We start from the raw sequence: 23,793 nt of genomic DNA, 5'->3' as shown, positions 1-23,793 counted from the left end.
AGATGAAGACGCTGAAGAAACGTCGTCGTGTACAGATCATTCTGTTGGCTTTTGTGGCTTTGGCCCTGGCGACGGGCCTGATCGGCTATGCCATGCGAGACGGGATCAACTATTTCCGCTCGCCCAGCCAGGTGATCGCCGAACCGCCGGCGCCGAACGAGGTGTTTCGCATCGGTGGCTTGGTCGAAGAAGGCTCGATCGTACGCGGGCAGGGTGAAACCGTACGGTTCACCGTCACCGACGGAGGTGAGAGCGTGAAGGTGGCCTTCACCGGTGTCTTGCCTGATCTGTTCTCCGAGGGTCAGGGGATGGTCGGCACCGGAAGCTACGTTGATGGTGTGTTCCAAGCCACTGAAATTCTGGCAAAACACGATGAGACCTATATGCCGAAAGAGGTCATAGATGCCTTGAAGGAGCAGGGCGTCTACGAAGAGCCGGCAGACAGCTGAGGCAGTACAGTCATCAATAGGCTGGCTGAATGAGTATTGAAGGGCGTTGCGTGATCTGGTCGTGCAGCGCCCTTCTTCATTTCATGGATTTAAGGATTTCACCGGACCGTATGCCGCAATGGAACACAGAGGTGCAGCATGCAGTCGGTTCAGCAGATTGCCAACGAGATCGTAGCCCGCGAGGGCGGCTTCGTCGATGATCCGGACGACCCCGGAGGGGCCACGAAATACGGTGTCACAATCCACACAATGCGACGGTTGGGCCTTGACCTGACGCGTGACGGCACGGTCGATCGTCGTGACGTGATGGCGCTTGGCCGGGATCAGGCTGTCGCGATTTTCATCACGCATTACTTTCAAAAGCCTGGTTTGGCACGGGTGCCCGACGCGCTGCAGCCAACGCTTTTCGACATGTACGTGAATGCGGGCGGACAGGCGGTGCGCATCCTGCAGCGTCTTTTGGTGCAGATGGGATTTTCGCTCGCCGTGGATGGCGTTTTGGGGCCGCGAACGGCTGGGGCGTGCGATCTGGCCGCAAAACCCGATCCGGTGGTGTTGCGCGACGCGTATGGGGTGGCACGAAGGAACTACTATTTCCGGCTGGCTGACCGACGTCCGGCCTTGCGCAAATACGTGCGCAGCCGCAACGATGGGAAAGGGGGTTGGATCCGCCGGGCCGAGAAGTTTCTATCTCCGCCCTATCACCTGAGCATGGCCGAGTTTCAGCAAAGGATAGCCGCATGGGACTGATCGCAGGTGTTCTTGATCTTCTGTTCGGGGGTGGGCGCAACGTGGTGCGCGAAACTGCAGAGGTGTTTCGCGAGAACTCGGAGGCCGGTGCGGAACGCGCTGTTGCGCTGCGTGGACAAGCGATGAACCAGTTCGGCGCGGAATTCGAGGTTCCTCGCAAAGGCGGGTTTGACCGTTTCATGGACGGTTTGAATCGGTTGCCAAGGCCTGCATTGGCGCTGGGGACATTGGGTTTGTTCGTGGCCGCGATGGTCGATCCACTGTGGTTTGCGGCGCGGATGCAGGGAATTGCGCTGGTGCCCGAGCCGCTGTGGTGGCTACTGGGCGTCATCGTGTCGTTCTATTTCGGAGCGCGGCACCAAGCGAAGGTTCAGGACCTTCAGCGTGATATCTCAGTCACGATGATGCGGGCGCCACAGGTCATGGCCAACTTGCAAGCTCTTCACGAGATGCGAGCGGAAAGTCCGGGAGCCGCCGATCCGGGGCCGGATGCGGAACTGACGGCCCAGGTGATCATCCCCGATCACAACCCGGCGCTGGAGGACTGGCGGCGTCTGCAGCGCGCCTGACCCGCGACACTATGTGCGCCTGATTGCGGCGAAAGTGATTGGCGCTTGCCCGGGCGCGGGATTATACCCGTGCCCATGATTACCGAGCTTGGACATTTCGCCCTTATCCTGGCCTTCATGGTGGCCATAGTTCAGACAGTCGTGCCATTGATCGGCGCCGCAAAACGCTGGCCGTCATGGATGCTGTTCTCCGAGCCCGCGGCTATTGCGCAGTGTCTGCTGACAGGATTTGCCTTCACTGCGCTGGTGTGGGCCTTTGCGACCTCGGATTTCTCGCTGCGGATCGTGGTGGAAAACAGCCACTCCCTGAAGCCGATGCTGTATAAGATCAGCGGAACCTGGGGAAACCACGAAGGCTCGATGCTGTTGTGGGTGCTGATCGTGGCGCTTTTTGGCGCAACGGCCGCGCTTTTCGGCCAGGGTTTGCCACCCACGCTCAAGGCCCGTGTCTTGGCGATGCAGGCCGCAATCGGGGTGGCGTTCTACGCCTTCATCCTGTTTACGTCGAACCCGTTTGACAGGCTTCCCGTGGCGCCGTTTGACGGCCGCGATCTAAACCCCTTGCTGCAGGATCCCGGTTTGGCTTTCCATCCGCCGTTTCTGTACCTTGGATATGTGGGCCTGAGCATGGCATTCAGCTTTGCCGTCGCTGCCCTGATCGAGGGGCGGGTGGACGCGGCGTGGGGTCGTTGGGTTCGACCGTGGACCCTGGCAGCGTGGATATTCCTGACCATCGGCATCGCGTTGGGATCCTGGTGGGCCTATTACGAACTGGGTTGGGGCGGGTTCTGGTTCTGGGATCCTGTGGAAAACGCGTCTTTCATGCCGTGGCTCCTGGCCGCCGCCCTGTTGCACTCGGCCATCGTGGTCGAAAAGCGCGAAGCCTTGAAAAGCTGGACCATTCTGTTGGCGATCATTGCGTTTGGCTTTTCTCTGATCGGCACCTTCATCGTGCGCTCGGGCCTTCTGACGTCGGTTCACGCCTTCGCAAACGATCCTGAGCGTGGTGTGTTCATCCTGTTCATTCTGGTGGCGTTCATCGGCGGAGCGCTGATCCTGTTCGCCGCCAGGGCGCAGGCGATGGAGGCCAAGGGGCTGTTCGGAATGGTCAGCCGTGAAAGCGCATTGGTGCTGAACAATATCCTGCTGGCTGTCAGCAGTTTTGTCGTGTTCTTCGGGACCCTGTGGCCGATGGTTGCCGAGATGATGTTCGACCGAAAGCTCTCGGTCGGGGCACCGTTCTTCAATGCGGCCTTTACGCCGTTCATGGTGGTGCTGGGCATCGCATTGCCGCTGGGCTCGATGCTGCCGTGGAAGCGCGGCAGGCTGGGCCGCGTCGCATGGCAACTGCGCTATGCGTTTGTTCTGGCCGTTTCGCTGGCCGTACTGGTTTGGGTGCTGCAGACGGGCCGCAGCGCGCTCGGGCCGGTTGGTTTGTTCCTTGGCGCATGGATCACCTTCGGCGCCGCGGTCGATCTGTGGAGCCGTACAGGCCGCACCGGCGGCTTCCGGCGTCTGATGCGTCTGCCGGGTGCGGATTGGGGCAAGGCGATCGCCCATACCGGTCTGGGGGTCACGATCTTTGCGATTGCCGGCCTGACCGCCTGGGAGGTCGAAGACATCCGTGTTGCGCGTATCGGGGAAACCTTCGACGTGGGCGGTTTCTCGTTCACTTTGGACGGCGTGCGCGAAGTTGAGGGACCGAACTATTTCTCCACCATGGCCGATGTGCAGGTTCAAAAAGATGGTCGAGAGATAGCTACGTTGAACCCGGAAAAACGGACCTATCCGGTGGCCGCCATGCCCACGACCGAGGCTGCGATTGACTACCGTTTTCTGCGTGATGTCTACGTGGTCATCGGGGATCAGCAGGACGATGGCGGCTGGGTCATGCGTACTTACATCAAACCTCTTGCGAATTGGATTTGGGGAGGCTGCATTCTGATGGCTCTGGGCGGATTGTTCAGCTTGTCCGACCGCCGCTTCCGGGTGGCCGCAGGCGCGCGCAAGGCCCCGGTAAGCGGGGTACCTGCGGAATGAAACGTCTGATCGTTTTGTTGTTGTTGCTGGCATCGCCGCTGATGGCGGTCCAGCCGGATGAAGTCCTGGAGGATCCGGCGCTCGAAGCCCGAGCACGAGACATCAGTACGGGCCTGCGTTGTCTGGTCTGTCGAAACGAAAGCATCGACGAAAGCAACGCGGAACTGGCCCGTGACCTGCGCATTTTGCTGCGCGAACGGCTGGTCGCGGGCGACACCGATGAAGAAGCGGTTGCCTATATCGTCGACCGCTACGGAGAATACGTGCTGCTCAAACCCACGACCACGGGGGCGAACCTTCTGTTGTGGCTGGCAGGGCCGGCCATGCTGTTGATTGCGGCGGGTCTGGGGTGGAACTTCCTGCGCGGTCGTGCGCGGGTTGACGAGACCTCCGCCGTAGACGGATTGAGTGACGACGAGAAAGAGCGCCTGCGCCGGATTCTTGAAGACTGACGTGCGGTTTGCCTTTCCCTTGCGCGGCATTTGCGTCAGGGTTCGGGAAATTCTGCGCATGTGAGGACTTCATGGAATACGAAACGGTGCTTTTGGACATCACGGACGGTCTGGCTGTGGTCACGCTGAACCGGCCGGACAAGATGAACGCGCTTACGACGAAAATGCGCGCCGAGATTACCCATGCGATGAAAAAAGCCGCTCATGACGCGCGTGCAATCGTTCTGACGGGCGCGGGTCCGGCGTTTTGCTCCGGCCAGGATCTGGGCGATGCGTCCAGCACTGGCAAGATCGATTTGGAACGCGCGCTGCGCGACGAATACGAACCGATGCTGGAAGCTGTTCATGATTGTCCGGTGCCGACGATCGCGGCCGTGAACGGTCCCGCGGCGGGGGCAGGGGCCAACCTAGCCCTGTGTGCCGATGTGGTCATTGCGACCGAAAGCGCCTATTTCCTGCAAGCCTTTGCCCGGATCGGTCTTTTGCCGGACGCCGGCGGGACGTGGTTCATGCCGCGCCAAATGGGTCTGGCCAAAGCCATGGGTGCGGCCCTGTTCGCCGACAAGATTTCTGCGCGTCAGGCCGACCAATGGGGCATGATCTACGAGGCGGTTGCCGACGATGAATTCGCCGCGCACTGGCGCAAGCGCGCCGAGTACCTGGCCAAAGGGCCGACTGCGGGCTTTGCCGCGATCAAAAAGGCGATGAGAGGCACCTACGAAAACACCTTGCCGCAACAACTGGCGACCGAGGCGCACCTGCAGGGAGAATGTGGGCGCACCCGTGACTTCGCCGAAGGCGTGGTGGCATTTCTCGAAAAACGCGCCCCCCGGTTCGAGGGGCGCTGACCATCAGGCCCGGCGGCGGCGACGCGCGCGCCGTTCGGGCATCGCCTCGTCCCCGGTTCCGTCACTGGCCGACGAGAAAGGCCCAAGGACTGCAGTAATTTGCTCGAGCGACGGACGGGCGCCACGGGGTTCAGTGTCCAGTGCCTTGCGCATCTCACGCAGGTGCGCTGGCATCGTTCCGCAGCAACCACCAATAATGGTCGCACCTGAATCCCGCGCCATGGCTGCGTAACGGCCCATCAGTTCGGGCGTGCCGTCATAGTGGATGTGGCCATCAACATATTTCGGAATGCCCGCATTGCCCTTGGAGATCAGGGGGCGTTCGGTTCCCTGAGCCACAAAACCCAGAACCGTGCGCAGGATGTCAGACGCGCCGGTGCCGCAGTTGGCGCCAAAGGCGATCGGCGGGTTGGGCAGGGTTTCGACCAGTTGCGCCAGATCTGCCGAGGTCACGCCCATCATGGTGCGCCCGGCGGTGTCAAAGCTCATGGTACCGCACCAAGGCATGTCGGCCAGGGCAAAAGCCTCGGCCGCGGCGCGGAATTCCTCCGGCGCGCTGATCGTTTCTACCCACAGCACGTCGACGCCGCCGGCTTTCAGCGCCTCGGCCTGTTCGTGGAACATCTCGACCGCCTCGGCATGGGTCAGGCTGCCCACAGGTTCCAGGATTTCACCGGTCGGACCGACCGAGCCCGCAACCACCACCGGGCGTCCGGCGGCATCCGCCACCTCGCGCGCCAGTTCGGCGCCGATGCGGTTCAACTCGGCCACGCGGGTGTGGGCGTCGTGCAGCTTCAGACGTGCAGCCGTTCCGCCGAACGTATTGGTCAGGAACAGGTCGCTGCCTGCATCCACCGACCCCTGATACAGGGCGCGGATCTTGTCGGGCTGGTCGGTGTTCCACAGCTCGGGCGCGTCACCCGATTGTAGCCCCATGTTGAACAGGTTCGTTCCGGTGGCGCCATCGGCAAGAATGGCGTCCTTCGTTTCCAGCAATCTGGTCAGCGCGTTGGTCATTGGAGATGTCCGGAGTTGTGGCCCCAAAGGCCAAAAATTTAGACGCCCCGTGTCGCATGACCGGGACGTCAAATCAAATTCATAATACTCATGAAGATCATGAGGTGGGCGGCATGCCTCAGTTGGCTTCGCTCATCACCTGAGCTTTGGCCTCGGGCAGCAGTTCCGCCATCTTGGCGCGGATTTCCTCGGGGCTGGACAGATCGCCCAGATCGGCGGCGACCTTGCGCACCACGTCCTCGTGGCCGGCCTCTTCGAAATCGGCGATCACGACGGATTTTGCATATTCGGCGGCATCGTCGCCGCTTTTGCCCATCTTTTCCGCAGCCCACAGGCCCAGCAGCTTGTTGCAACGGGCTTGTGCCTTGAACTGCATTTCTTCGTCATGGGCGAATTTTGCTTCAAAGGCGTTTTCGCGTTCGTCGAACGTGGTCATGGGTTTTGGGCCTCTTCAAGTAAAAGTGTGTTTCCTGATGATATGACCATACGCGATGCTGGGTGCAAGGTATTTGCGCTGCGTCAAAGCCTCTCGGATGCATGAACTTGCGGGAAAGGGGGGCTTGCACTATGAGAGCGCCAACGCGATGGGACTCATTCCCTCGCCCCAGCCTGGAAAGGTCGCACATGGCGCGTCGCAAGAAGATTTACGAAGGCAAGGCCAAGATCCTGTACGAAGGCCCGGAACCGGGCACGATCGTGCAGTATTTCAAAGATGACGCCACCGCGTTCAATGCGGAAAAGAAAGACGTGATCGACGGCAAGGGTGTTCTGAACAACCGCCTGAGCGAATTCTTCATGACCGGTCTGAATCAGATTGGCGTGCCGACCCATTTCATCCGCCGCCTGAATATGCGCGAACAGCTGGTCCGCAGCTGCGAGATCATCCCGCTGGAGGTGATCGTCCGCAACTATGCCGCCGGGTCGCTGTCGAAACGGCTGGGCATCGCCGAAGGTACGCAGCTGCCGCGTCCGATCGTGGAATACTGCTACAAGGACGACTCGCTGGGTGATCCGCTTGTGACCGAAGAGCACATCGCCGCCTTTGGCTGGGCCAGCCAGCAGGATATGGACGACGTCCTCAGCCTGGCGCTGCGGGTGAACGACTTCATGAGCGGCGTGATGCTGGCCGTGGGTATTCGTCTGGTCGACTTCAAGATCGAGATCGGGCGCGTCTACGAAGGTGACTTCCAGCGCCTGATCATCGCTGATGAGATCAGCCCGGACAGCTGCCGACTGTGGGATATCGAGACCGGTCAGAAACTGGACAAGGACGTATTCCGTCGCGATCTGGGCAGCTTGACCGATGCCTATTCCGAGGTCGCCCGCCGCCTGGGCGTTCTGCCGAAAAGCAACGTGAGCAAGCCCACCCTGATCAACTGATCGCGCCGACTGGCAGGGCCTAACAAGGATGCGCTGCTCCTATTCGGAGCGGCGCATTTTTCATTGCGGGTTTGACACGTCAGGCCCCCGTCACGCATCTTCGGGTTGACCGACCAACCCGGTCCGCTAACCAAGGTGGCACACTGAATGAGCGCGTTGTTCGATCAAGCGGTTTTCCTGAAATTTCTGGCGGCCGTGCTGGCCATATTCAACCCGCTCTACAACATCCCGATCTTCCTGAGCATGACGCGCGACTGCACACCTGCCGAACGGCGCAGGGTAGCCATGATCGTGATGGCCTCGGTGACGGTGATCGCGCTGATCTCAGTTGCAATCGGCGAAGAGGTGTTGGCTGTCTTCGGGATCGACGTTCCATCGTTTCGCGTGGCTGGCGGGCTGATTATTTTCGGGATCGGCATGTCGATGCTGAACGCGCAAGACAGGGCGCCGGGCGATCAGGCCGCGGTGGTCGATGGTCACGCGCGCAAATTGAACTTTGCCGTTGTTCCGCTGGCGATCCCGTTGACAATCGGCCCGGGGACGATTGCCGTAACGATCGTGTTCTCGCATCAACTGTCCGATGGGGCCGAACTGGTGACCCTTGGTTCGGCGATCCTGATCGCCTGTTTCATCGTCGGGCTCGGCCTGTTGTTTGCCGACAGCATCTCGCGTCTTGTGGGTGAGACGATGATCAATGTGCTGACCCGGATCATGGCGATCCTGCTGGTTGCCGTGGCTGTCGAAATGGTTCTAACCGGCATCTTCAACGCGGTTGATGCACATTATCCCGGTCTGACCGGCAGCGTGGTCAATTGATTTCCTCAAGATGAACCGCCTGCGGTCATTCGACCGCATCACAAGGCTTGTTCTGCGCGGTCAGTCGCGCTATCCCCCGCGCAACGGAACAGGCCCGGCGCGGCGGGCCACAGGTGGAGTTGCGACGATGAAGGCACGGGTGCACGTAATGCTCAAGAACGGGGTTCTGGACCCTCAAGGCGAGGCTGTGCGCCACGCATTGGGCGCACTGGGGTTCGACAAGGTGCAGGGCGTGCGGCAGGGCAAGGTGATTGACCTGGAACTGGCCGATGGCGCAACCGAGGCCGATGTGGCCGAAATGTGCGAGAAGCTGTTGGCCAACACGGTCATCGAGCGTTACGAGATCGAACTGGTCTGAGTTCTCTGACCGTCATCCCCAAGGAGGGTTTCCCATGCGCGCAGCGGTTGTCGTTTTTCCGGGGTCCAACTGTGACCGGGATCTTGCCGTCGCCTTTGAGCAGGCCGGTTTTCAGGTCGACATGGTCTGGCACAAGGATGCCCAACTGCCGCAGAGCGTGGACATCGTGGGCGTGCCGGGCGGGTTTTCCTACGGCGATTACCTGCGCTGCGGTGCGATTGCTGCGCAGTCCCCAATCTGCAAGGCGGTGGTCGAACACACCGAACGGGGCGGCTATGCCATCGGCATCTGTAACGGGTTCCAGATCCTGACCGAGACCGGCATTCTGCCGGGCGCGCTGCTGCGCAATGCCGGCTTGAAATACATCTGTCGAACCGTCGGGCTGAAGGTTGCGACCAGCGAAAGCGCCTTTACTCAGGGCTACAACGCCGGAGACGTGATTCAGATTCCGATCGCGCATCACGATGGCAACTACTTCGCTGATGACGAAACCATTGCCCGCCTGCGGGACGAGGATCGGATCGCCTTCAACTATACCGACAACCCCAACGGCTCGCGCGGGGATATTGCAGGGATCTTGTCGCTCAACCGGCGCGTGCTGGGCATGATGCCCCACCCCGAGCGGGCGGCGGACGAGGCGCATGGCGGCACCGACGGAGTGGCGCTCTTCCGCGCATTGTCGGGTGTGCTTACACCTGCGTGACTTGAGGTCGTGGGCGCGGAAGCGTAGCTTCGGAGCATGAGTTCCGACGCGCAATCTGGCTGGACAAATCTATTTGGCCGCGGTGCCCCTTTGGGGTGGCGCCTGCGGCTGGCCGTGTTCGTGTTGCTGGTTGCTGCTGCGGCAACGGTCTGGGTCACCAACAGCCTGCTGACAAATCGGTTCACGGAATCGACCCGTAACAGGGCTGAACTGCGTCTGGCCCTTTATTCCGGCAACCTGCTGAGCGAATTGCGTCGAAACGCCATCGTTCCACAATTGCTGGCCCGGGACCCGACCTTGATCTCGGCCTTGCAGTCAGCCGATTTTTCCCTGTCGACGCAGCGGCTTTTGTCCTTTGTTGAGGAAATCGGGGCCGCGTCGCTGATGCTGCTGGATCGGGATGGTCGGGTCGTTGCCGCAACAGACCGCAATCGACTGGGCGAGTCCCATCGAAGTGACCCGTATTTCGTGAATGCCGTCAGGTCGAACGCAACGATCTTTTCGGAGATTGCGCGCGAGACCGGCAGTTATGGCTTTCTCTATTCCCGCAGGATCGAGGCCGGGTCGGAAATTCTGGGCGTGATCGTGGTCGAGGTTGATCTGCGCAAGTTCGAGAACGCATGGGCCGGGATCTCGGACGCGGTCATGGTGACTGACAGCACCGGAACGATCATTCTGTCCACCGAACCCCAGTGGCGCGGCCTGAACGAGACAGAGGCGTTGTTGCGGCAGCATCCGCAGGGTGCCATCCAGCGCGCAATTCGGGCGACTACCGATTGGACGGCCTTGCCACCGGACGCCTATGTTGCGGGCGAGGCCGTGATGCGGATGGAGACCCGCATCCCGTTCCGCGGCTGGAAGATGACCTCGTTCACGACCTATTCCTCGATCCGCGAAAAGGTGAACAGCGTGCTGGCGCTCGAGATCATGGGGTTTGCGATTCTCCTGGCGCTGACCTTCTATGCACTGAGCCGCAGGGCCACGTTCCGCATGGCGCTGTTCCAACGCGAGTCGGCGGAGCTTCGCGCATTGAACGCAAGGCTGCAGCGCGAAATCGCCGAACGCGAACGGGTTGAAAAGACGCTGGAAGTGGCGGAACAGACGCTGGCGCAAAGCTCGAAGTTGGCAGCCCTGGGCGAGATGTCGGCGGCCGTCAGTCACGAGTTGAACCAGCCGTTGGCGGCGATGAAGACCTATCTGGCGGGCGCGCGGCTGTTGCTGCGCCGAAACCGCCCCGAAGAGGCGCTGGCCAGCTTTGGTCGGATCGACGGTCTGATCGAGCGGATGGGCGCGATCACGCGGCAGCTCAAGTCTTATGCCCGGAAGGGTGCGGACGCGTTTTCGCCCGTAAATCTTGGGGAGGCGTTGGCCTCATCCCTGTCAATGATGGAACCGCAGCTGCGTCAGAGGCAGGTCAAGATCACCCAGATTCTGCCCGAAGAGCCGGTGATCGTGATGGGAGATCGGATGAGGATCGAACAGGTTATGGTCAACCTGTTGCGAAACGCGCTAGACGCCACCAAATCTGTTGCAGAGCCAGAGGTCGAGATCATTCTGGCCGCAGGTGAGACCGCCGTGCTGGCGGTGCGCGACAATGGCCACGGGATCGAGGATATCGAGAACCTGTTCGAGCCGTTCTACACCACCAAGCGGCCCGGAGACGGGGTCGGCTTGGGTCTTGCCATCTCGTCCGGGATCGTGAACGACCATGGCGGACGGCTGACTGCGCGCAACGGCCAGAACGGCGGCGCGGTATTCGAGATGCAACTGCCCATTTTGGGACATGACGGCCTTGAGGCCGCAGAATAACGAGGACGTACCTATGGCACAGGCCATGAAAATTGCCATCGTGGATGATGAACAGGACATGCGCCAGTCGATCAGCCAATGGTTGGCGCTGTCCGGCTATGACACCGAAACCTTCGCCAGCGCCGAGGATGCGCTGAAGGTTCTGGGGCCGGATTACCCGGGGATCGTGATCTCGGACATCAAGATGCCCGGCATGGATGGTATTCAGCTGTTGAAGAAGCTGATGGGCGCCGACAGCACCTTGCCGGTGATCATGATTACCGGTCACGGAGACGTGCCGATGGCGGTCGAGGCGATGCGGGTGGGGGCGTTCGACTTTCTTGAAAAGCCATTCAACCCCGATCGGATGTCGGAATTGGCCAAACGCGCCAGCAACGCGCGGCGGCTGACGCTGGACAACCGTGCGCTGCGGCGCGAGCTGTCGGGCGGCACGCAGATCATGAACAAGCTGATCGGCGCCAGCCCGGTGATGGAGCGCCTGCGTGAGGATATTCTGGACCTGGGCCAGGCCGACGGGCATGTGCTGATCGACGGCGAAACCGGCACCGGCAAGACCCTGGTGGCGCACGCGCTGCATGCAGTGGGCAGCCGGGCGGGCAAGAAATTCGTTCTGGTCTCCTGTGCCGCGCTGGAAGAAGAGGCGCTGGCCAAGCGGCTGTTCGGGCCCATGATGCCCGAGGACACGCAGTTGCCCGCCATCGAGGAAGCCCGCGGTGGCACTCTGGTGCTGGAGGACATCGAGGCGCTGAGCGACACGCTGCAGGCGCGGTTGCTGAGCGTGATGAACGAGCAGGGAACGCCGGCAGAAACCCGGATCGTTGCGATCTCGAACCTGCAGGAAGCTGGCAAGACCAGCGAGGACGTGCTGCGGCCCGATCTGTTTTACCGGCTGGCGGCGCTGCGGATCACCATGCCGCCGCTGCGGCAGAGAGGCGAGGATATCTTGACGCTGTTCACCCGGCTGAGCGAGCAGTTTGCCGAGGAATATGGTTGTGAGGCGCCGCAAGTCAGTGCCCAGGAGGCCGCGCAGCTGCTGCAGGCCCCGTGGCCGGGCAACGTGCGCCAGTTGATCAACATCGCCGAACGCGCGGTTCTGCAGTCGCGGCGCGGTTCGGGCACCATCGCGTCACTGTTGATGTCCGATCACGAAGAGATGCAGCCGGTGATGACCACCGAGGGTAAGCCGCTGAAGGAATACGTTGAGGCGTTCGAACGGATGCTGATCGACAACACAATGCGGCGCCACAAGGGATCTATCGCCTCGGTGATGGAGGAACTTTGCCTGCCGCGCCGAACTTTGAATGAAAAAATGGCCAAGTACGGGTTGCAACGGGCGGACTATCTGTAGGCGAGGGGGGCAATCCCTGTTGGCCTTCTGGCTAAAGTACACCCGGGAAATTTGAAGCCAGAGGATGCCCGACCTGTCTGTAGATCGGGCTCCTTTGCAGTTTGCCCATTGTGTTTTCCACAGGACTGCTTTTATTGTACCGGGACGGGTCAGGCGCATTTTTGTGCCTGAATGTCCCGAATCATTGAGTTTCGCTGCTTTGCTGCAGGTGGTGACCTTTCCCGCCCGGCCAAGCAGACCGATTGTGCCCCGTTACGGGGCAGTAGAGTACCTGAGCCCGAACTTCGGGCGAAAGGAATAATGGGCAGGCAGCGGCGTGTTCGCGCCTGTCGGAGAAGAACCGCGATGACGCGCGCGCTACGATTGAGTATACGGGCAGGGGGCCACAGCGCCGATCCCTGCCGTGCGCCGTCCGTAATCGCCCAGACAAGACACCACCCCAGATGCGCCTGTCCGCCTGGACAGGTCAGGACAACGCGTTTGGCGCGGTGCACCAAGGACACATGGCAAAGAAAATGCTTATCGATGCCACCCACGCGGAGGAGACCCGCGTCGTGGTGGTGGACGGAAACAAGGTCGAGGAGTTCGATTTTGAATCCGAAAACAAACGCCAGCTTGCTGGCAACATCTACCTGGCAAAAGTAACGCGCGTCGAACCTTCGCTGCAGGCGGCCTTTGTTGACTATGGCGGGAACCGGCATGGCTTCCTTGCGTTCTCGGAAATCCATCCGGACTACTATCAGATTCCGGTCGCAGACCGCGAAGCCCTGATGGAGGAAGAGCGCGCCTATGCCGAGGCAATGAAGGCGCGGGACGAGGCCGAAGAATCCAAGCCCAAGAAGCGCCGCTCGCGGTCGCGCTCGAAAGCGGCAGAGGTCAAGACGGACGATCCGGTCGAAACGCTGGACGTATCCGCCGAGCCGACAGGCATGGAAACCATCGACCTGCTTGAGGAAGAGGCCGCTGATCAGGATGTGCCCGAAGGCACGTCTCCGATGGAGACGGTCGCTGAAACTCCGGTCGAAGAGCCGAGTGAAGACGCGAGTGACGAACCGGCGGACGAAACGGCCGAAGCCGAAGTCGACGCCGCACCCGCGGAACCCGTCGAAGCAGACGAGCCCGACGCAGATCTAGCCGACGACACAGACGCCGAAGCTGATGAGGCCAAGCCGGATGCGGCTTCCAAGGATGACACCATCGAGTCGGTTGCGGATGATGATGACAGCGAGGACATCCGTCCTCCGCGCAAACCACGCCCGCGCCGCTACAAGATTCAGGAAGTCATCAAGGTGCGCCAGGTTCTGTTGGTGCAGGTCGTCAAGGAAGAACGTGGCAACAAGGGTGCCGCGCTGACCACTTACCTGTCGCTGGCCGGCCGGTATTGTGTGTTGATGCCGAACACCGCGCGCGGGGGTGGCATCAGCCGCAAGATCACCAACGCCGCGGACCGCAAGAAGCTCAAGGAAATAGCATCCGAGATCGACGTGCCTACGGGCGCTGGTCTGATCATCCGTACAGCCGGTGCCAAGCGTACCAAGTCCGAGATCAAGCGCGACTACGAATACCTGCAGCGCCTGTGGGAGCAGATCCGCGAACTGACGCTCAAATCGATCGCTCCTGCAAAGATCTACGAGGAAGGCGACCTGATCAAGCGGTCGATCCGTGATCTTTACAATCGGGACATCGACGAGGTTCTGGTCGAAGGCGAAGGTGGCTACCGCATCGCCAAAGACTTCATGAAGATGATCATGCCGTCGCACGCCAAGAACGTGAAGCGGTACGAGGATCAGTTGCCGCTGTTCGCGCGCTATCAGGTGGAAAGCTATCTGGCGGGGATGTTCAACCCGACGGTCCAGCTGAAATCGGGCGGATATATCGTGATCGGTGTGACCGAGGCGTTGGTTGCCATCGACGTGAACTCGGGCCGGGCCACCAAGGAAGGCTCGATCGAGGAAACCGCGCTGAAGACCAACCTGGAAGCCGCCGAGGAGGTTGCACGCCAGCTGCGCCTGCGCGACCTGGCCGGTCTGATCGTCATCGACTTCATCGACATGGACGAGCGCAAGAACAACCTGGCGGTCGAAAAGCGCCTGAAGGACAAGCTGAAGACCGATCGGGCCCGTATTCAGGTCGGACGGATCTCGGGCTTTGGCCTGCTGGAGATGAGCCGCCAGCGCCTGCGCCCAGGAATGCTTGAGGCAACCACACAGCCTTGCCCGTCCTGCCATGGCACCGGTCTGATCCGCTCGGATGACAACATGGCGTTGTCGATCCTGCGTCAGATTGAAGAGGAAGGAACACGCCGCCGTTCGCGCGAGGTGCTGGTGCGGTGTCCGGTCAGCATTGCCAACTTCCTGATGAACCAGAAGCGCGAGCATATCGCGCAGATCGAGGCCCGCTATGGCCTGTCGGTTCGGATCGAAGGTGACATTCATCTGGTCAGCCCTGATTTCTCGATGGAAAAGTTCAAGACGGCCAGCCGGATCGTTCCCGAAGCGTCTGCGCCGGTGGTGTCCGCGACGGCATCCCTGATGGATCTGGTGGATTCCGAGGACGAGGTTGAGGACAGCGCCGTCGAGCCGGAACAGGCGGAAGAGGAAGCCAAGCCGAAGCGCAAGCGCCGCCGGCGTCGCCGCAAGAAGAACGGCGGTAACGGCGAGCAATCGGAGGCAACCACTTCTGACGAAGCTGTGGAAGACAAGGCGAGCACTGAGGTGCAACCTGAGGACCTCGGGACGGAAAAGACCGCTGAGCCTGAATCCGCTCCGGCTGAGGCCGCAGAAGCTGGTGCTGAAAACGTGACCGAGGGTGAAGCGGAGCAGGCCGAGGAAAAACCGGCCAAGCCCAAAAAACGTCGGGCACCGCGCCGCAAGAAGACGGCCGAGGTTGAAGAGGCCGCCGCGCCGGAACCCGAGGTGGCCGAGGAAGCGGTTCAGGTTGCTGCAGAAACGCCTGCCGAAGAGGCGTCCCCTGCTGAGGACAATGCCCCCGAAGCGCAAGCTGAGGAGCCGGTCGAAGCGAGTGAGCCCGAGGTAGCGGCAGAAGTCGAAACGCCCGATGCCGGGCCCGTGGCGGAAGCGCCGGAAGCGGCAACAGAAGAAAAAGCCGAGGACACAGCAGAGCCGGTGCTTGAGACGGTAGCGGAAGAACCCGAGCCGTCCCCGGCCAAGCCCAAGCGGCGCGGTTGGTGGTCTCTGGGCCAATAAGACAACAAAGGCGGACAGTATTGTCCGCCTTTTTTTCTTTCAGGCCCCGCCGTTTTTCCGAATGAGATAGACGTGGTGATCCGCAGCTTCTTCCATCCCGATCAGCTCGTGCCCGGACTCCGAGCAGAAATGAGGCACATCGACGATTGCGGCCGGATCGTCGGCAAGGACCCGGAGTAAGGAACCCGCAGGCATGGCCTTGAGCCGTTTGCGGGCTTTCAGGACGGGCAGGGGGCACAGCAGGCCCAATGCATCCAGTGTTTCGGCTTCTTGTGTCATGGCTCTCAGATATTTGCACCGTGCACGGCTGTCCAGCCGGCAACCACGAGGATGTGACCGAATGGCCCCGTGACGCGCCCCATTGGATATCATATGTGCAGTGGCATGTTCGGAATCGATATCATCGACGCGGGGCTGCTGCCCGCCATGTTCATCGCGCTGGTCGGCGGGTTGATCAGCTTTCTGTCGCCCTGCGTTTTGCCGATCGTGCCGCCCTATCTGGCCTATATGAGCGGCGTGACCATCCACGAGATGCAAGATCAGGCGCAAGCCCGGCGCAAGGCGACCCTGTCGGCGCTGTTCTTCGTTCTTGGACTGTCGACGGTATTCCTGCTGCTGGGCTTCACGGCCTCGGCCTTCGGCGCATTCGTGCTGCAGAACCAGGAGCTGTTCGCCAAGGCCTCGGGTCTGGTGGTGATCGTCTTCGGCCTGCATTTCCTGAACGTGTTCCGCATTCCGATCCTGGACCGCGAAGCGCGGCTCGAAACCGGGGACTCAGGCGGCTCGGTTTTTGGGGCTTACATCCTGGGGTTGGCTTTCGCATTCGGCTGGACCCCGTGCATCGGTCCCCAACTGGGCGCGATTCTGTCGCTGGCCGCGTCCGAGGCCTCGGTGGCGCGGGGCACGCTATTGCTGGGCGTCTACGCGGCGGGTCTGGGTATACCGTTCCTGCTGGCTGCGATGTTCCTGAACCGGTCGATGGCGGTGATGAACAAGCTGAAACCGCATATGGGAACGATCGAAAAAGTCATGGGTGGCTTGTTGCTGGTCGTCGGCATCATGCTCGTGACAGGTCTGTTCACCGAGTTCAGCTGGTGGCTGCTTGAGACGTTCCCGGCATTGGCCACTCTGGGCTGACGCAGCGCCCGGCCGCGATGATCGGGCCTTACCTTGGCCACATCGCTGCGCTAACCTGCCCGCAACAAGGGCAAAGGCATGAGCAGTCAGGTTCCGCAATCTGGGGTACAACGACGCCGGGTGTTCTATATCCCCGGCTATGATCCGATCCATCCCCGCCGCTATCGCGAACTCTATCGGAAAGAGGGGCGCGCGCAGTCAGCGATTTCCGGGTATCGGTTGGAGGTCTCGGCCAAGACGGGCGATGGCCCCTATGGCTGGCACGTCCGGTCGGAGCAGGACGGGGCCGAAGTAGATACGGATGTCGAGGTTTTAGTCTGGTCCGACATCGTGCGCGACAGCATGGACAGCTCGATCCCGGCGACCTACTGGCAACTGCTGTGCACGGCCTCGATCTACATCTCGACTGGCACGCTGTGGCGGCTGATGCGGCTGCGCAAAGGACCGGTGATCGCCGCACTCTATCCGGTGGCGATGTTGCTGGGGCAGTTGGCGCTGGCGGGATTGGTCTTCTACGGTGTGGCAATGTTGTCCGAGTCCGCGATGCATTGGTTGGTTGAAGCTGTGGAAGGACCCGCGCTGTTCGGTCCCTATTTTGCGGCGCGGATGTATCTCAGCCTGGCTATTGGCGTGTTGGCGGGCTGGTGGGTCTTGCGCTGGTTCCGAAAGATCGACAACCGCCTGTTCGCCTATTACCTGATGCACGACTATGCCTATTCTGCGCGGCTGCGGGGAGAAACGCCGCCCGAGTTGCAGGCTCGGCTGGACGAATTCCGTGCCACTATTGCGGCAGCGCTACGGTCGCCCGTCGATGAGGTTCTGGTGGTGGGCCACAGTTCCGGCGCCCATCTGGGGGTTTCGGTTCTGGCCGACCTGCTGCGGCGGGGCGAGGTGCCACCGGATGGCCCGGTCCTGTCGTTCCTGACATTGGGGCAGGTGGTGCCGATGGTGTCATTCCTGCCGCGGGCCGGCCGGTTGCGGTCCGACCTGCAATTGCTGTCGCAGACCGAGCAGTTGACATGGGTCGATGTCTCGGCACCCGGGGATGGCTGCGCCTTTGCCCTATGTGATCCGGTTGCGGTCAGCGGGGTTGCCGGGCCGGGCAAACGCTGGCCTCTGGTCCTGTCGGCCGCTTTCACGCAAACCCTGTCGCCCGAACGCTGGGCCGCGCTGCGCTGGCGGTTCTTCCGCCTGCATTTCCAGTATCTTTGCACCTTTGATCGGCCGGGCGGCTATGACTATTTCCGCATCACCGCGGGGCCGCTGACACTGGGCGCGCGGTTCGCCGGGCGGGCGCCGTCGAAATCGCGGATCGAGCGGGCGGTGTCCAAGTACCGAACGGTGCGCGCATGACCCCGCCCAAACCGTCCACCAGACCGGACAAGGTATCGCTTTGGCAATACCTGCGCCTGTTCCGGCGTGATATCCTGTCAGCTCAGCCGCAACGCCTGTACCGCGCCTGGATGGCCGAGTTCCGCACCCCGTTCTTCCGGTCCTACCTGATCAACCAGCCCGAGCTGATCGACCGGGTCCTGAAACACCGCCCCCAGGATTTCCCGAAATCCGGCCGGATCAGCGAAGGCCTGCGGCCCTTGCTGGGCCAATCGGTATTCCTGACCAATGGTGCGACCTGGGAACGGCAGCGCCGCATCATCGACCCGGCCTTCGAAGGCGGACGGCTGAAGCAGACCTTTCCCGCGATGCTGGCCTCGGCCGAGGCTTGCGCCGATCGCCTGCGCGACAGGACGGGTGTGCCGATCGAGATCGAGGAGGTCACCAGCCATGCCGCCGCCGACGTGATCTTTCGCACCTTGTTCTCGGTGCCGATCGAGCACGAGATTGCCGCGCAGGTGTTCGAGAAATTCCGCGCCTATCAGCGGCAGCAACCTCTGCTGAACCTTGCGGCTTTCGTGCCGCTGCCCGGCTGGGTGCCTCGGTTCCACCCGCGCAAGACCCGCCGTGCGGCGGCCGAAATCCGCGCCTTGATCGCCCGCCTGACCCGCGAGCGGGCCGCGCAGATCGCCGCCGGCACCGCGCCCGACGATCTGGCCACCAAGATCATGACCACGCCCGACCCTCTGACCGGTCAGTGTTTCGATACCGATGAGATGATCGATCAGGTCGCCATCTTTTTCCTGGCCGGGCACGAGACCAGCGCCTCGGCCCTGGCATGGACGCTGTACCTGATGGCCGCCTATCCCGACTGGCAGGACCGCGTGGCCGAGGAAGCCCGCGCGCAGGATGAAATCAGTTTTGCCAGCATGTCCAGACTGCGCATCAGCCGCGATGTGTTCCGCGAGGCGCTGCGCCTCTATCCCCCGGTCCCGATGATGGTGCGCGAGGCCACATGCCCCGAACGCTTCCGCGACCGCGACGTGCCCAAGGGCGCTCAGATCGTGCTCAGCCCATGGCACCTGCACCGGCATGAACGGCTGTGGGAGGACCCCGACGGCTTTGACCCGTCCCGTTGGGCGACCGAAAACGGCAAGGCCTGTCAGCGGGCGGCCTTCATCCCGTTTTCGGCCGGGCCGCGCGTCTGCACCGGGGCGGGGTTTGCGATGGTCGAGGGGCCGTTGATCCTGTCGACCCTGCTGCGGCGGTACCGGTTCGAACCTGTCGAGGCCCGCACGCCGGTCCCGGTGGCGCATCTGACGGTCCGGTCGCGCCACGGAATCTGGCTGCGCGTGGTTGAGCGCTAACAAACTATCATCGGCCCGCGCCATGCTGTATGCGATTGGAAAAGCGGAATCATTACTGAACGGGAAAGTGTTATGTCCAAGGCTGAACAGCGCGAACAGATGATCAACGGTGCAGGCTTCATCGCGGCTCTGGATCAGAGCGGCGGCTCGACGCCCAAGGCGCTGGCGCTGTATGGCGTGCAGCCGTCCGACTATGGCTCGGACGAGGAGATGTTTGCCGAGATCCAGAAGATGCGCGCCCGGATCATCCTGGCCGACGACTTCACCCGCGACAAGGTGATCGGCGCGATCCTGTTCGAACGCACCTTGGGCGAGGAAATCGACGGTCGCAAGGTGGCCGATTACCTGTGGTCGGTCAAAGGCATCGTGCCGTTCCTCAAGATCGACAAGGGGCTGGAAGACACCGCAAACGGCGTACAACTGATGAAGCCCATCCCGGGCCTGGCCGAGACGCTGGCCAAGGCCGAAGGCGTGTTCGGCACCAAGGAACGCTCGGTCATCCACGAGGCCAATGCCGAGGGCATCGCCGCCGTGGTGAAACAGCAATTCGACGTGGCCCGCGAGGTGATCGCCACCAGCATGGTTCCGATCATCGAGCCCGAGGTGAACATCAAGTCGGACACCAAGGCCGAAGCCGAAGAGATCCTGAAAGCCGAAATCCTCAAGAACCTCGACGAGTTGGGCGAGGGGCAGGACGTCATGCTGAAACTGACCCTGCCCAGCAAGGCCAATCTGTATGACGAGGCCGCCGATCATCCGCGTGTTCTGCGGGTGGTGGCGTTGTCGGGCGGCTATTCGACCGACGAGGCCTGTGACCTGCTGGCGCAGAACGGCAAGATGATCGCCTCTTTCTCGCGCGCGCTGACCGAGGGGCTGTCGAAACAGCAATCGGATGCCGAGTTCAACGCGGCCCTGGGCAGCAATATCGACAAGATCTATCGCGCCTCGGTCTGAGGTCAGACCGGTTTGATGAACGAGCGGCGCATCTGCGCCGCTTTTTCGCGCATGGCGCAGCCGGTGGCGTGGTCATTCACCAGCCCCATCGCCTGCATGAAGGCAAACACCGTGGTGGGGCCGACAAATTTCCACCCGCGCTTTTTCAGATCCTTGGACATGGCAACCGACTCGGGCGAAGTCGAGGCCGTCTGCGGCGCAGGAGGGGTCTCGGGCTCGAACCGCCAGACATAGGCCGCCAGAGAGCCGGTTTCGGCCACCAGCTCCTGTGCGCGGCGGGCGTTGTTGATCACCGCCTCGATCTTGCCGCGATGGCGGATGATGCCGGAATCTTGCAGCAGGCGTTCAACGTCTGCATCAGAAAAACCGGCCATCACGTTGAAATCAAAATCGGAAAAGGCTTTCCGGAAGTTCTCGCGCTTGGCCAGAATGGTGCGCCAGCTGAGGCCAGACTGAAAACTCTCAAGGCAGAGTTTCTCGAACAGGCGCTGGTCGTCACCTACCGGATAACCCCATTCATTGTCGTGATAGTCAAAAAACTCCGGCGCGGCCTGACACCAGCCGCATCGCGGTTGGCCATCCGGCCCGGTCACGAGTTCGCGCATCGAATGTACCCCTTTTGTTCACCACCAGCCTAGACACCGACGGGGATCAGATCAAGGGCTGCGATGGGGTGACCGGTACCAGTTCAGAACAAAGACACGAATGGCCGACGCCAATCCAGTCTCAGGGTCGCGCGCGACATCAATTTCCGAGGCCAAAACATTGATAGGTAGACCTTTTGCCTTGGCGATGTCCCGAAACGCCTGCCAGAACTCGTCCTCAAGCGAAACCGAAGTGCGGTGCCCCTTGAGGGTCAGCGAGCGTTTGACGGGCGGGCCGCTCATTCATCCAGCTCGTGATTGTCCAGATCGCGGCGGGCTTTGTTGGCACGGGCCTTGTCCAGCTGTTTGTCCGCCTTGCTGCGCCCGAACGCCGCCGCGTTCCGGTCGGCGCGGGCCTTTTTCTCGGCCCGCGCCTTTTCCTTGCGATACCGGTTCAGATTGACCGGCTTGCCCATCAGTCCTTGGGCCCGATCATCTGCTCGGGGCGCACGACGGCGTCAAAGGTTGCCTCGTCGACGAAGCCCAGCTTGATGGCCTCTTCCTTCAGCGTGGTGCCGTTCTTGTGCGCAGTCTTGGCGACCGTGGTGGCGTTGTCATAGCCGATGGTGGGGGCCAGGGCGGTCACCAGCATCAACGATTCTTTCATCAGCTTGTCGATGCGCGCCTCGTTGGCCTTGGTGCCCAGCAGCATACGCTCGGTAAAGCTGTCCGTTGCGTCGCCCAGCAGCTGGATCGACTGCAGCAGGTTGTAGGCCATCATCGGGTTGTAGACGTTCAGCTCGAAATGGCCCTGGCTGCCAGCGAACTTGATCGCAGCGTCGTTGCCCATCACGTGGGCGGCGACCTGGGTCAGCGCCTCGGCTTGGGTCGGGTTGACCTTGCCCGGCATGATCGACGAGCCGGGCTCGTTCTCCGGCAGGATCAGTTCACCCAGACCCGAGCGCGGACCCGAGCCGAGGAAGCGGATGTCGTTGGCGATCTTGTAGCAGCTGCCCGCAACGGTGGCCAAGGCGCCCGACAGGAACACCATGGCGTCATGAGCGGCCAGCGACTCGAATTTGTTGGGCGCTGTGACGAAGGGCAGGCCGGTGATTTCGGCCATGTTGGCGGCAACGGCCTCGGCCCAGCCATTCTGGGTGTTCAGCCCGGTACCGACGGCGGTGCCGCCTTGTGCCAACTCGTAGATGCCGGGCATGGCGGCGCTCACGCGGGCGATGCCCTGACGGATCTGATGGGCATAGCCGCTGAATTCCTGGCCCAGGGTCAGCGGAGTCGCGTCCTGAGTGTGGGTGCGGCCGATCTTGATGATGTCCTTGAATTCCTCGGACTTTTGCTCGAGCCCGGCGGCCAGCTTCTCCAGCCCCGGCAGCAGCACGTCACGCACGCTCATTGCAGTGGCGATATGCATTGCGGTGGGGAAGGTGTCGTTCGACGATTGCCCCATATTGCAGTGATCGTTCGGGTGCACCGGATCCTTCGAGCCGATCACGCCGCCCAGGATCTCGATCGCGCGGTTCGCGATGACCTCGTTGGCGTTCATGTTCGACTGGGTGCCCGATCCGGTCTGCCAGACGACCAGAGGGAAATTGTCGTCGAACTTGCCCTCGATCACCTCGCTGGCGGCCTGGATGATGGCGTCGGCGATGCGTGCGTCCAGCTTGCCGGTGGCCTTGTTCTGCATGGCGCAGGCCTTCTTGACCACGCCCAGCGCGCGCACGATGGCGACGGGCTGCTTCTCCCATCCGATGGGGAAGTTCATGATCGAGCGCTGCGTCTGCGCCCCCCAATACTTGTCGGCAGGAACCTCGAGCGGGCCAAAACTGTCGGATTCGGTGCGGGTCTGAGACATCTGTCACTCCGTCTGGTATGCAGTCGCATGCCGTTTAACCGCAGCAAAGCTATGGTGCAATCGGCCAGTTGCGCGCACCTTAGTCCGAAGGGCAAAAAAGGTATAGCCATGCGGTGTGCGTCATTTTTCTTGGTCGGTCAAAGGGCCGTACCATTGTGCCCGATCCCGGCTGAGCTAAGATAAAGAAGGCAACCGCGGAGAAAGAACCATGAATCGCTCAGACCGGACCTCATCTTTCGCGCTAATGGCCCGATGGCTGTCGGTACTGGCGATTGGGCTTTTGTTGGCGTCTCCAGGATGGGCGCAGGACATCGGTCCCTTTGTCGGCGACTATGTCGGATCTGCCAACCTGGTGGATGCGGACGGATCGTCGACCCCGCGCGACATGAGCGTTTCGATCGCAGAGACCGGCGAAGGGTTCGTGGTCAAATGGAAGACTACCACCTACAAAGCCGACGGTCGGGTGAAAGAACAAAGCTTTTCGGTCGAGTTCCGACCTTCTGATAGGAACAACATCTATTCCGCAGCCATGAAGCGGAATGTCTTCGGTCATGAGGTTCCGCTGGACCCAATGAAGGGTGAGCCTTTTGTCTGGGGCCGGATCGAAGGGGAAACGCTGACCGTCTTCTCGCTGTTCATAGATGAGGACGGCGGGTACGAATTGCAGCAGTATGACCGGACGCTGGCCGAGGGTGGGCTGAACCTATCCTTTTCTCGGTTTAGAGATGGACAGAAGTCGCGCTCGGTCGAAACATTCCTGAAAAAACAATAGGCTCCGCCAAAAAAGCGAAGCCTTGTCCAATG

At 61.5% G+C, this 23,793-nt stretch carries 25 protein-coding genes; 18 read left to right on the top strand and 7 right to left on the bottom strand.

Features of this window, described 5'->3' with window-relative positions; translation table 11 throughout:
- Positions 1 to 2 precede the first annotated feature (2 nt).
- The 6 genes from ccmE to ACR0FC_RS05350 all read left to right on the top strand — a co-directional run bounded on the left by ccmE (position 3) and on the right by ACR0FC_RS05350 (position 5,108).
- The gene (gene ccmE, locus ACR0FC_RS05375; RefSeq protein ID WP_170338751.1) at positions 3 to 449 is read left to right on the top strand and encodes a cytochrome c maturation protein CcmE; all 447 of its coding nucleotides are present in this window, start codon (positions 3 to 5) and stop codon (positions 447 to 449) included.
- Positions 450 to 587: 138 nt separating this feature from the next.
- Positions 588 to 1,199: a holin-associated N-acetylmuramidase gene (locus ACR0FC_RS05370; protein WP_170338749.1), complete on the top strand. Its 612-nt coding sequence runs from the start codon at positions 588 to 590 to the stop codon at positions 1,197 to 1,199.
- Positions 1,190 to 1,768: a holin family protein gene (locus tag ACR0FC_RS05365; protein ID WP_170338747.1), complete on the top strand. Its 579-nt coding sequence runs from the start codon at positions 1,190 to 1,192 to the stop codon at positions 1,766 to 1,768. The genes ACR0FC_RS05370 and ACR0FC_RS05365 overlap by 10 nt, the downstream gene beginning before the upstream one ends.
- Positions 1,769 to 1,843: 75 nt before the next feature.
- Entirely contained in the window at positions 1,844 to 3,808 is a 1,965-nt protein-coding gene (locus tag ACR0FC_RS05360) for a heme lyase CcmF/NrfE family subunit (RefSeq protein ID WP_170339458.1), read from the top strand.
- Positions 3,805 to 4,260, top strand: coding sequence for a cytochrome c-type biogenesis protein (locus tag ACR0FC_RS05355; RefSeq protein WP_170338745.1), 456 nt, complete (start codon positions 3,805 to 3,807; stop codon positions 4,258 to 4,260). The genes ACR0FC_RS05360 and ACR0FC_RS05355 overlap by 4 nt, the downstream gene beginning before the upstream one ends.
- A gap of 71 nt (positions 4,261 to 4,331) precedes the next feature.
- Positions 4,332 to 5,108: an enoyl-CoA hydratase-related protein gene (locus tag ACR0FC_RS05350; RefSeq protein ID WP_093961976.1), complete on the top strand. Its 777-nt coding sequence runs from the start codon at positions 4,332 to 4,334 to the stop codon at positions 5,106 to 5,108.
- A 3-nt stretch (positions 5,109 to 5,111) separates the two neighbouring features.
- Here ACR0FC_RS05350 and bmt read toward each other — a convergent pair whose 3' ends face one another.
- Positions 5,112 to 6,125 carry a betaine--homocysteine S-methyltransferase gene (gene bmt / locus ACR0FC_RS05345; RefSeq protein WP_170338743.1) on the bottom strand — a complete coding sequence of 338 codons (1,014 nt, stop codon included), beginning with the start codon at positions 6,123 to 6,125 and terminating at the stop codon, positions 5,112 to 5,114.
- A gap of 118 nt (positions 6,126 to 6,243) precedes the next feature.
- The gene (locus ACR0FC_RS05340) at positions 6,244 to 6,561 is read right to left on the bottom strand and encodes a DUF1476 domain-containing protein (RefSeq protein WP_170338741.1); all 318 of its coding nucleotides are present in this window, start codon (positions 6,559 to 6,561) and stop codon (positions 6,244 to 6,246) included.
- A 188-nt stretch (positions 6,562 to 6,749) separates the two neighbouring features.
- Between ACR0FC_RS05340 and purC the strand changes: the two genes are divergently transcribed.
- From purC to ACR0FC_RS05305, 7 genes are all read left to right on the top strand, one after another.
- Entirely contained in the window at positions 6,750 to 7,505 is a 756-nt protein-coding gene (gene purC, locus ACR0FC_RS05335) for a phosphoribosylaminoimidazolesuccinocarboxamide synthase (protein ID WP_170338739.1), read from the top strand.
- Between the two features lie 147 nt (positions 7,506 to 7,652).
- Complete coding sequence (locus tag ACR0FC_RS05330) at positions 7,653 to 8,321, top strand: MarC family protein (protein WP_170338737.1); 669 nt, start codon at positions 7,653 to 7,655, stop codon at positions 8,319 to 8,321.
- A gap of 127 nt (positions 8,322 to 8,448) precedes the next feature.
- Positions 8,449 to 8,679: a phosphoribosylformylglycinamidine synthase subunit PurS gene (purS, locus tag ACR0FC_RS05325; RefSeq protein WP_093961981.1), complete on the top strand. Its 231-nt coding sequence runs from the start codon at positions 8,449 to 8,451 to the stop codon at positions 8,677 to 8,679.
- Between the two features lie 34 nt (positions 8,680 to 8,713).
- Complete coding sequence (purQ, locus tag ACR0FC_RS05320; RefSeq protein WP_170338735.1) at positions 8,714 to 9,382, top strand: phosphoribosylformylglycinamidine synthase subunit PurQ; 669 nt, start codon at positions 8,714 to 8,716, stop codon at positions 9,380 to 9,382.
- A 36-nt stretch (positions 9,383 to 9,418) separates the two neighbouring features.
- Positions 9,419 to 11,191, top strand: a complete 1,773-nt coding sequence (locus tag ACR0FC_RS05315) for a sensor histidine kinase (RefSeq protein ID WP_093961983.1) — start codon at positions 9,419 to 9,421, stop codon at positions 11,189 to 11,191.
- 13 nt (positions 11,192 to 11,204) lie between these two features.
- Positions 11,205 to 12,539, top strand: a complete 1,335-nt coding sequence (locus ACR0FC_RS05310) for a sigma-54-dependent transcriptional regulator (RefSeq protein ID WP_093961984.1) — start codon at positions 11,205 to 11,207, stop codon at positions 12,537 to 12,539.
- 503 nt (positions 12,540 to 13,042) lie between these two features.
- Complete coding sequence (locus ACR0FC_RS05305; RefSeq protein WP_170338733.1) at positions 13,043 to 15,745, top strand: ribonuclease E/G; 2,703 nt, start codon at positions 13,043 to 13,045, stop codon at positions 15,743 to 15,745.
- Between the two features lie 39 nt (positions 15,746 to 15,784).
- Here the strand turns inward: ACR0FC_RS05305 and ACR0FC_RS05300 are convergent, their stop codons facing one another.
- Complete coding sequence (locus ACR0FC_RS05300; protein ID WP_170338731.1) at positions 15,785 to 16,024, bottom strand: sulfurtransferase TusA family protein; 240 nt, start codon at positions 16,022 to 16,024, stop codon at positions 15,785 to 15,787.
- Positions 16,025 to 16,129: 105 nt separating this feature from the next.
- Between ACR0FC_RS05300 and ACR0FC_RS05295 the strand changes: the two genes are divergently transcribed.
- The 4 genes from ACR0FC_RS05295 to ACR0FC_RS05280 all read left to right on the top strand — a co-directional run bounded on the left by ACR0FC_RS05295 (position 16,130) and on the right by ACR0FC_RS05280 (position 20,535).
- Positions 16,130 to 16,882 (top strand): cytochrome c biogenesis CcdA family protein, encoded by a 753-nt coding sequence (locus tag ACR0FC_RS05295; protein WP_170338729.1) that lies wholly within the window; start codon positions 16,130 to 16,132, stop codon positions 16,880 to 16,882.
- Between the two features lie 78 nt (positions 16,883 to 16,960).
- Positions 16,961 to 18,235 (top strand): hypothetical protein, encoded by a 1,275-nt coding sequence (locus ACR0FC_RS05290; protein WP_170338727.1) that lies wholly within the window; start codon positions 16,961 to 16,963, stop codon positions 18,233 to 18,235.
- Complete coding sequence (locus ACR0FC_RS05285; protein WP_170338726.1) at positions 18,232 to 19,581, top strand: cytochrome P450; 1,350 nt, start codon at positions 18,232 to 18,234, stop codon at positions 19,579 to 19,581. The genes ACR0FC_RS05290 and ACR0FC_RS05285 overlap by 4 nt, the downstream gene beginning before the upstream one ends.
- 72 nt (positions 19,582 to 19,653) lie before the next feature.
- Positions 19,654 to 20,535 carry a fructose bisphosphate aldolase gene (locus ACR0FC_RS05280; RefSeq protein ID WP_170338723.1) on the top strand — a complete coding sequence of 294 codons (882 nt, stop codon included), beginning with the start codon at positions 19,654 to 19,656 and terminating at the stop codon, positions 20,533 to 20,535.
- 2 nt (positions 20,536 to 20,537) lie between these two features.
- Here ACR0FC_RS05280 and ACR0FC_RS05275 read toward each other — a convergent pair whose 3' ends face one another.
- The 4 genes from ACR0FC_RS05275 to fumC are packed head-to-tail and all read right to left on the bottom strand — an operon-like array spanning position 20,538 to position 22,989.
- Positions 20,538 to 21,140 carry a DNA-3-methyladenine glycosylase I gene (locus tag ACR0FC_RS05275; protein WP_170338721.1) on the bottom strand — a complete coding sequence of 201 codons (603 nt, stop codon included), beginning with the start codon at positions 21,138 to 21,140 and terminating at the stop codon, positions 20,538 to 20,540.
- A gap of 51 nt (positions 21,141 to 21,191) precedes the next feature.
- On the bottom strand, positions 21,192 to 21,422 hold the full coding sequence (locus ACR0FC_RS05270; RefSeq protein ID WP_170338719.1) for a ribbon-helix-helix domain-containing protein: 231 nt from the start codon (positions 21,420 to 21,422) through the stop codon (positions 21,192 to 21,194).
- Complete coding sequence (locus tag ACR0FC_RS05265; protein WP_170338717.1) at positions 21,419 to 21,595, bottom strand: DUF4169 family protein; 177 nt, start codon at positions 21,593 to 21,595, stop codon at positions 21,419 to 21,421. The genes ACR0FC_RS05270 and ACR0FC_RS05265 overlap by 4 nt, the downstream gene beginning before the upstream one ends.
- Positions 21,595 to 22,989 carry a class II fumarate hydratase gene (gene fumC, locus ACR0FC_RS05260; protein ID WP_170338715.1) on the bottom strand — a complete coding sequence of 465 codons (1,395 nt, stop codon included), beginning with the start codon at positions 22,987 to 22,989 and terminating at the stop codon, positions 21,595 to 21,597. Before fumC ends, ACR0FC_RS05265 begins: the two co-directional genes overlap by 1 nt.
- Positions 22,990 to 23,197: 208 nt before the next feature.
- On the opposite strand from fumC, the gene ACR0FC_RS05255 reads away from it, so the two are divergent.
- Complete coding sequence (locus tag ACR0FC_RS05255) at positions 23,198 to 23,761, top strand: hypothetical protein (protein ID WP_170338713.1); 564 nt, start codon at positions 23,198 to 23,200, stop codon at positions 23,759 to 23,761.
- Positions 23,762 to 23,793 lie beyond the last annotated feature (32 nt).

The organism is Ruegeria sp. BB9 (genome assembly GCF_056539345.1).
The sequence above is the reverse complement of the archived record's forward strand: the minus strand, read 5'-3'. Positions and strand labels throughout refer to the sequence as shown.

Bases quoted from the DNA above. Each gene is read 5' to 3' on its own strand.
- ACR0FC_RS05305 (WP_170338733.1), top strand. From the start codon at position 13,043: ATGGCAAAGAAAATGCTTATCGATGCCACCCACGCGGAGGAGACCCGC.
- ACR0FC_RS05330 (WP_170338737.1), top strand. From the start codon at position 7,653: ATGAGCGCGTTGTTCGATCAAGCGGTTTTCCTGAAATTTCTGGCGGCC.
- ACR0FC_RS05340 (WP_170338741.1), bottom strand. From the start codon at position 6,561: ATGACCACGTTCGACGAACGCGAAAACGCCTTTGAAGCAAAATTCGCC.
- ACR0FC_RS05275 (WP_170338721.1), bottom strand. From the start codon at position 21,140: ATGCGCGAACTCGTGACCGGGCCGGATGGCCAACCGCGATGCGGCTGG.
- purS (WP_093961981.1), top strand. From the start codon at position 8,449: ATGAAGGCACGGGTGCACGTAATGCTCAAGAACGGGGTTCTGGACCCT.
- purQ (WP_170338735.1), top strand. From the start codon at position 8,714: ATGCGCGCAGCGGTTGTCGTTTTTCCGGGGTCCAACTGTGACCGGGAT.
- ACR0FC_RS05370 (WP_170338749.1), top strand. From the start codon at position 588: ATGCAGTCGGTTCAGCAGATTGCCAACGAGATCGTAGCCCGCGAGGGC.
- ACR0FC_RS05270 (WP_170338719.1), bottom strand. From the start codon at position 21,422: ATGAGCGGCCCGCCCGTCAAACGCTCGCTGACCCTCAAGGGGCACCGC.
- ACR0FC_RS05365 (WP_170338747.1), top strand. From the start codon at position 1,190: ATGGGACTGATCGCAGGTGTTCTTGATCTTCTGTTCGGGGGTGGGCGC.
- ACR0FC_RS05315 (WP_093961983.1), top strand. From the start codon at position 9,419: ATGAGTTCCGACGCGCAATCTGGCTGGACAAATCTATTTGGCCGCGGT.
- ACR0FC_RS05285 (WP_170338726.1), top strand. From the start codon at position 18,232: ATGACCCCGCCCAAACCGTCCACCAGACCGGACAAGGTATCGCTTTGG.
- ACR0FC_RS05360 (WP_170339458.1), top strand. From the start codon at position 1,844: ATGATTACCGAGCTTGGACATTTCGCCCTTATCCTGGCCTTCATGGTG.
- ACR0FC_RS05355 (WP_170338745.1), top strand. From the start codon at position 3,805: ATGAAACGTCTGATCGTTTTGTTGTTGTTGCTGGCATCGCCGCTGATG.
- ACR0FC_RS05295 (WP_170338729.1), top strand. From the start codon at position 16,130: ATGTTCGGAATCGATATCATCGACGCGGGGCTGCTGCCCGCCATGTTC.
- ACR0FC_RS05300 (WP_170338731.1), bottom strand. From the start codon at position 16,024: ATGACACAAGAAGCCGAAACACTGGATGCATTGGGCCTGCTGTGCCCC.
- ACR0FC_RS05255 (WP_170338713.1), top strand. From the start codon at position 23,198: ATGAATCGCTCAGACCGGACCTCATCTTTCGCGCTAATGGCCCGATGG.
- fumC (WP_170338715.1), bottom strand. From the start codon at position 22,989: ATGTCTCAGACCCGCACCGAATCCGACAGTTTTGGCCCGCTCGAGGTT.
- bmt (WP_170338743.1), bottom strand. From the start codon at position 6,125: ATGACCAACGCGCTGACCAGATTGCTGGAAACGAAGGACGCCATTCTT.
- ccmE (WP_170338751.1), top strand. From the start codon at position 3: ATGAAGACGCTGAAGAAACGTCGTCGTGTACAGATCATTCTGTTGGCT.
- ACR0FC_RS05290 (WP_170338727.1), top strand. From the start codon at position 16,961: ATGAGCAGTCAGGTTCCGCAATCTGGGGTACAACGACGCCGGGTGTTC.
- ACR0FC_RS05280 (WP_170338723.1), top strand. From the start codon at position 19,654: ATGTCCAAGGCTGAACAGCGCGAACAGATGATCAACGGTGCAGGCTTC.
- ACR0FC_RS05265 (WP_170338717.1), bottom strand. From the start codon at position 21,595: ATGGGCAAGCCGGTCAATCTGAACCGGTATCGCAAGGAAAAGGCGCGG.
- purC (WP_170338739.1), top strand. From the start codon at position 6,750: ATGGCGCGTCGCAAGAAGATTTACGAAGGCAAGGCCAAGATCCTGTAC.
- ACR0FC_RS05350 (WP_093961976.1), top strand. From the start codon at position 4,332: ATGGAATACGAAACGGTGCTTTTGGACATCACGGACGGTCTGGCTGTG.
- ACR0FC_RS05310 (WP_093961984.1), top strand. From the start codon at position 11,205: ATGGCACAGGCCATGAAAATTGCCATCGTGGATGATGAACAGGACATG.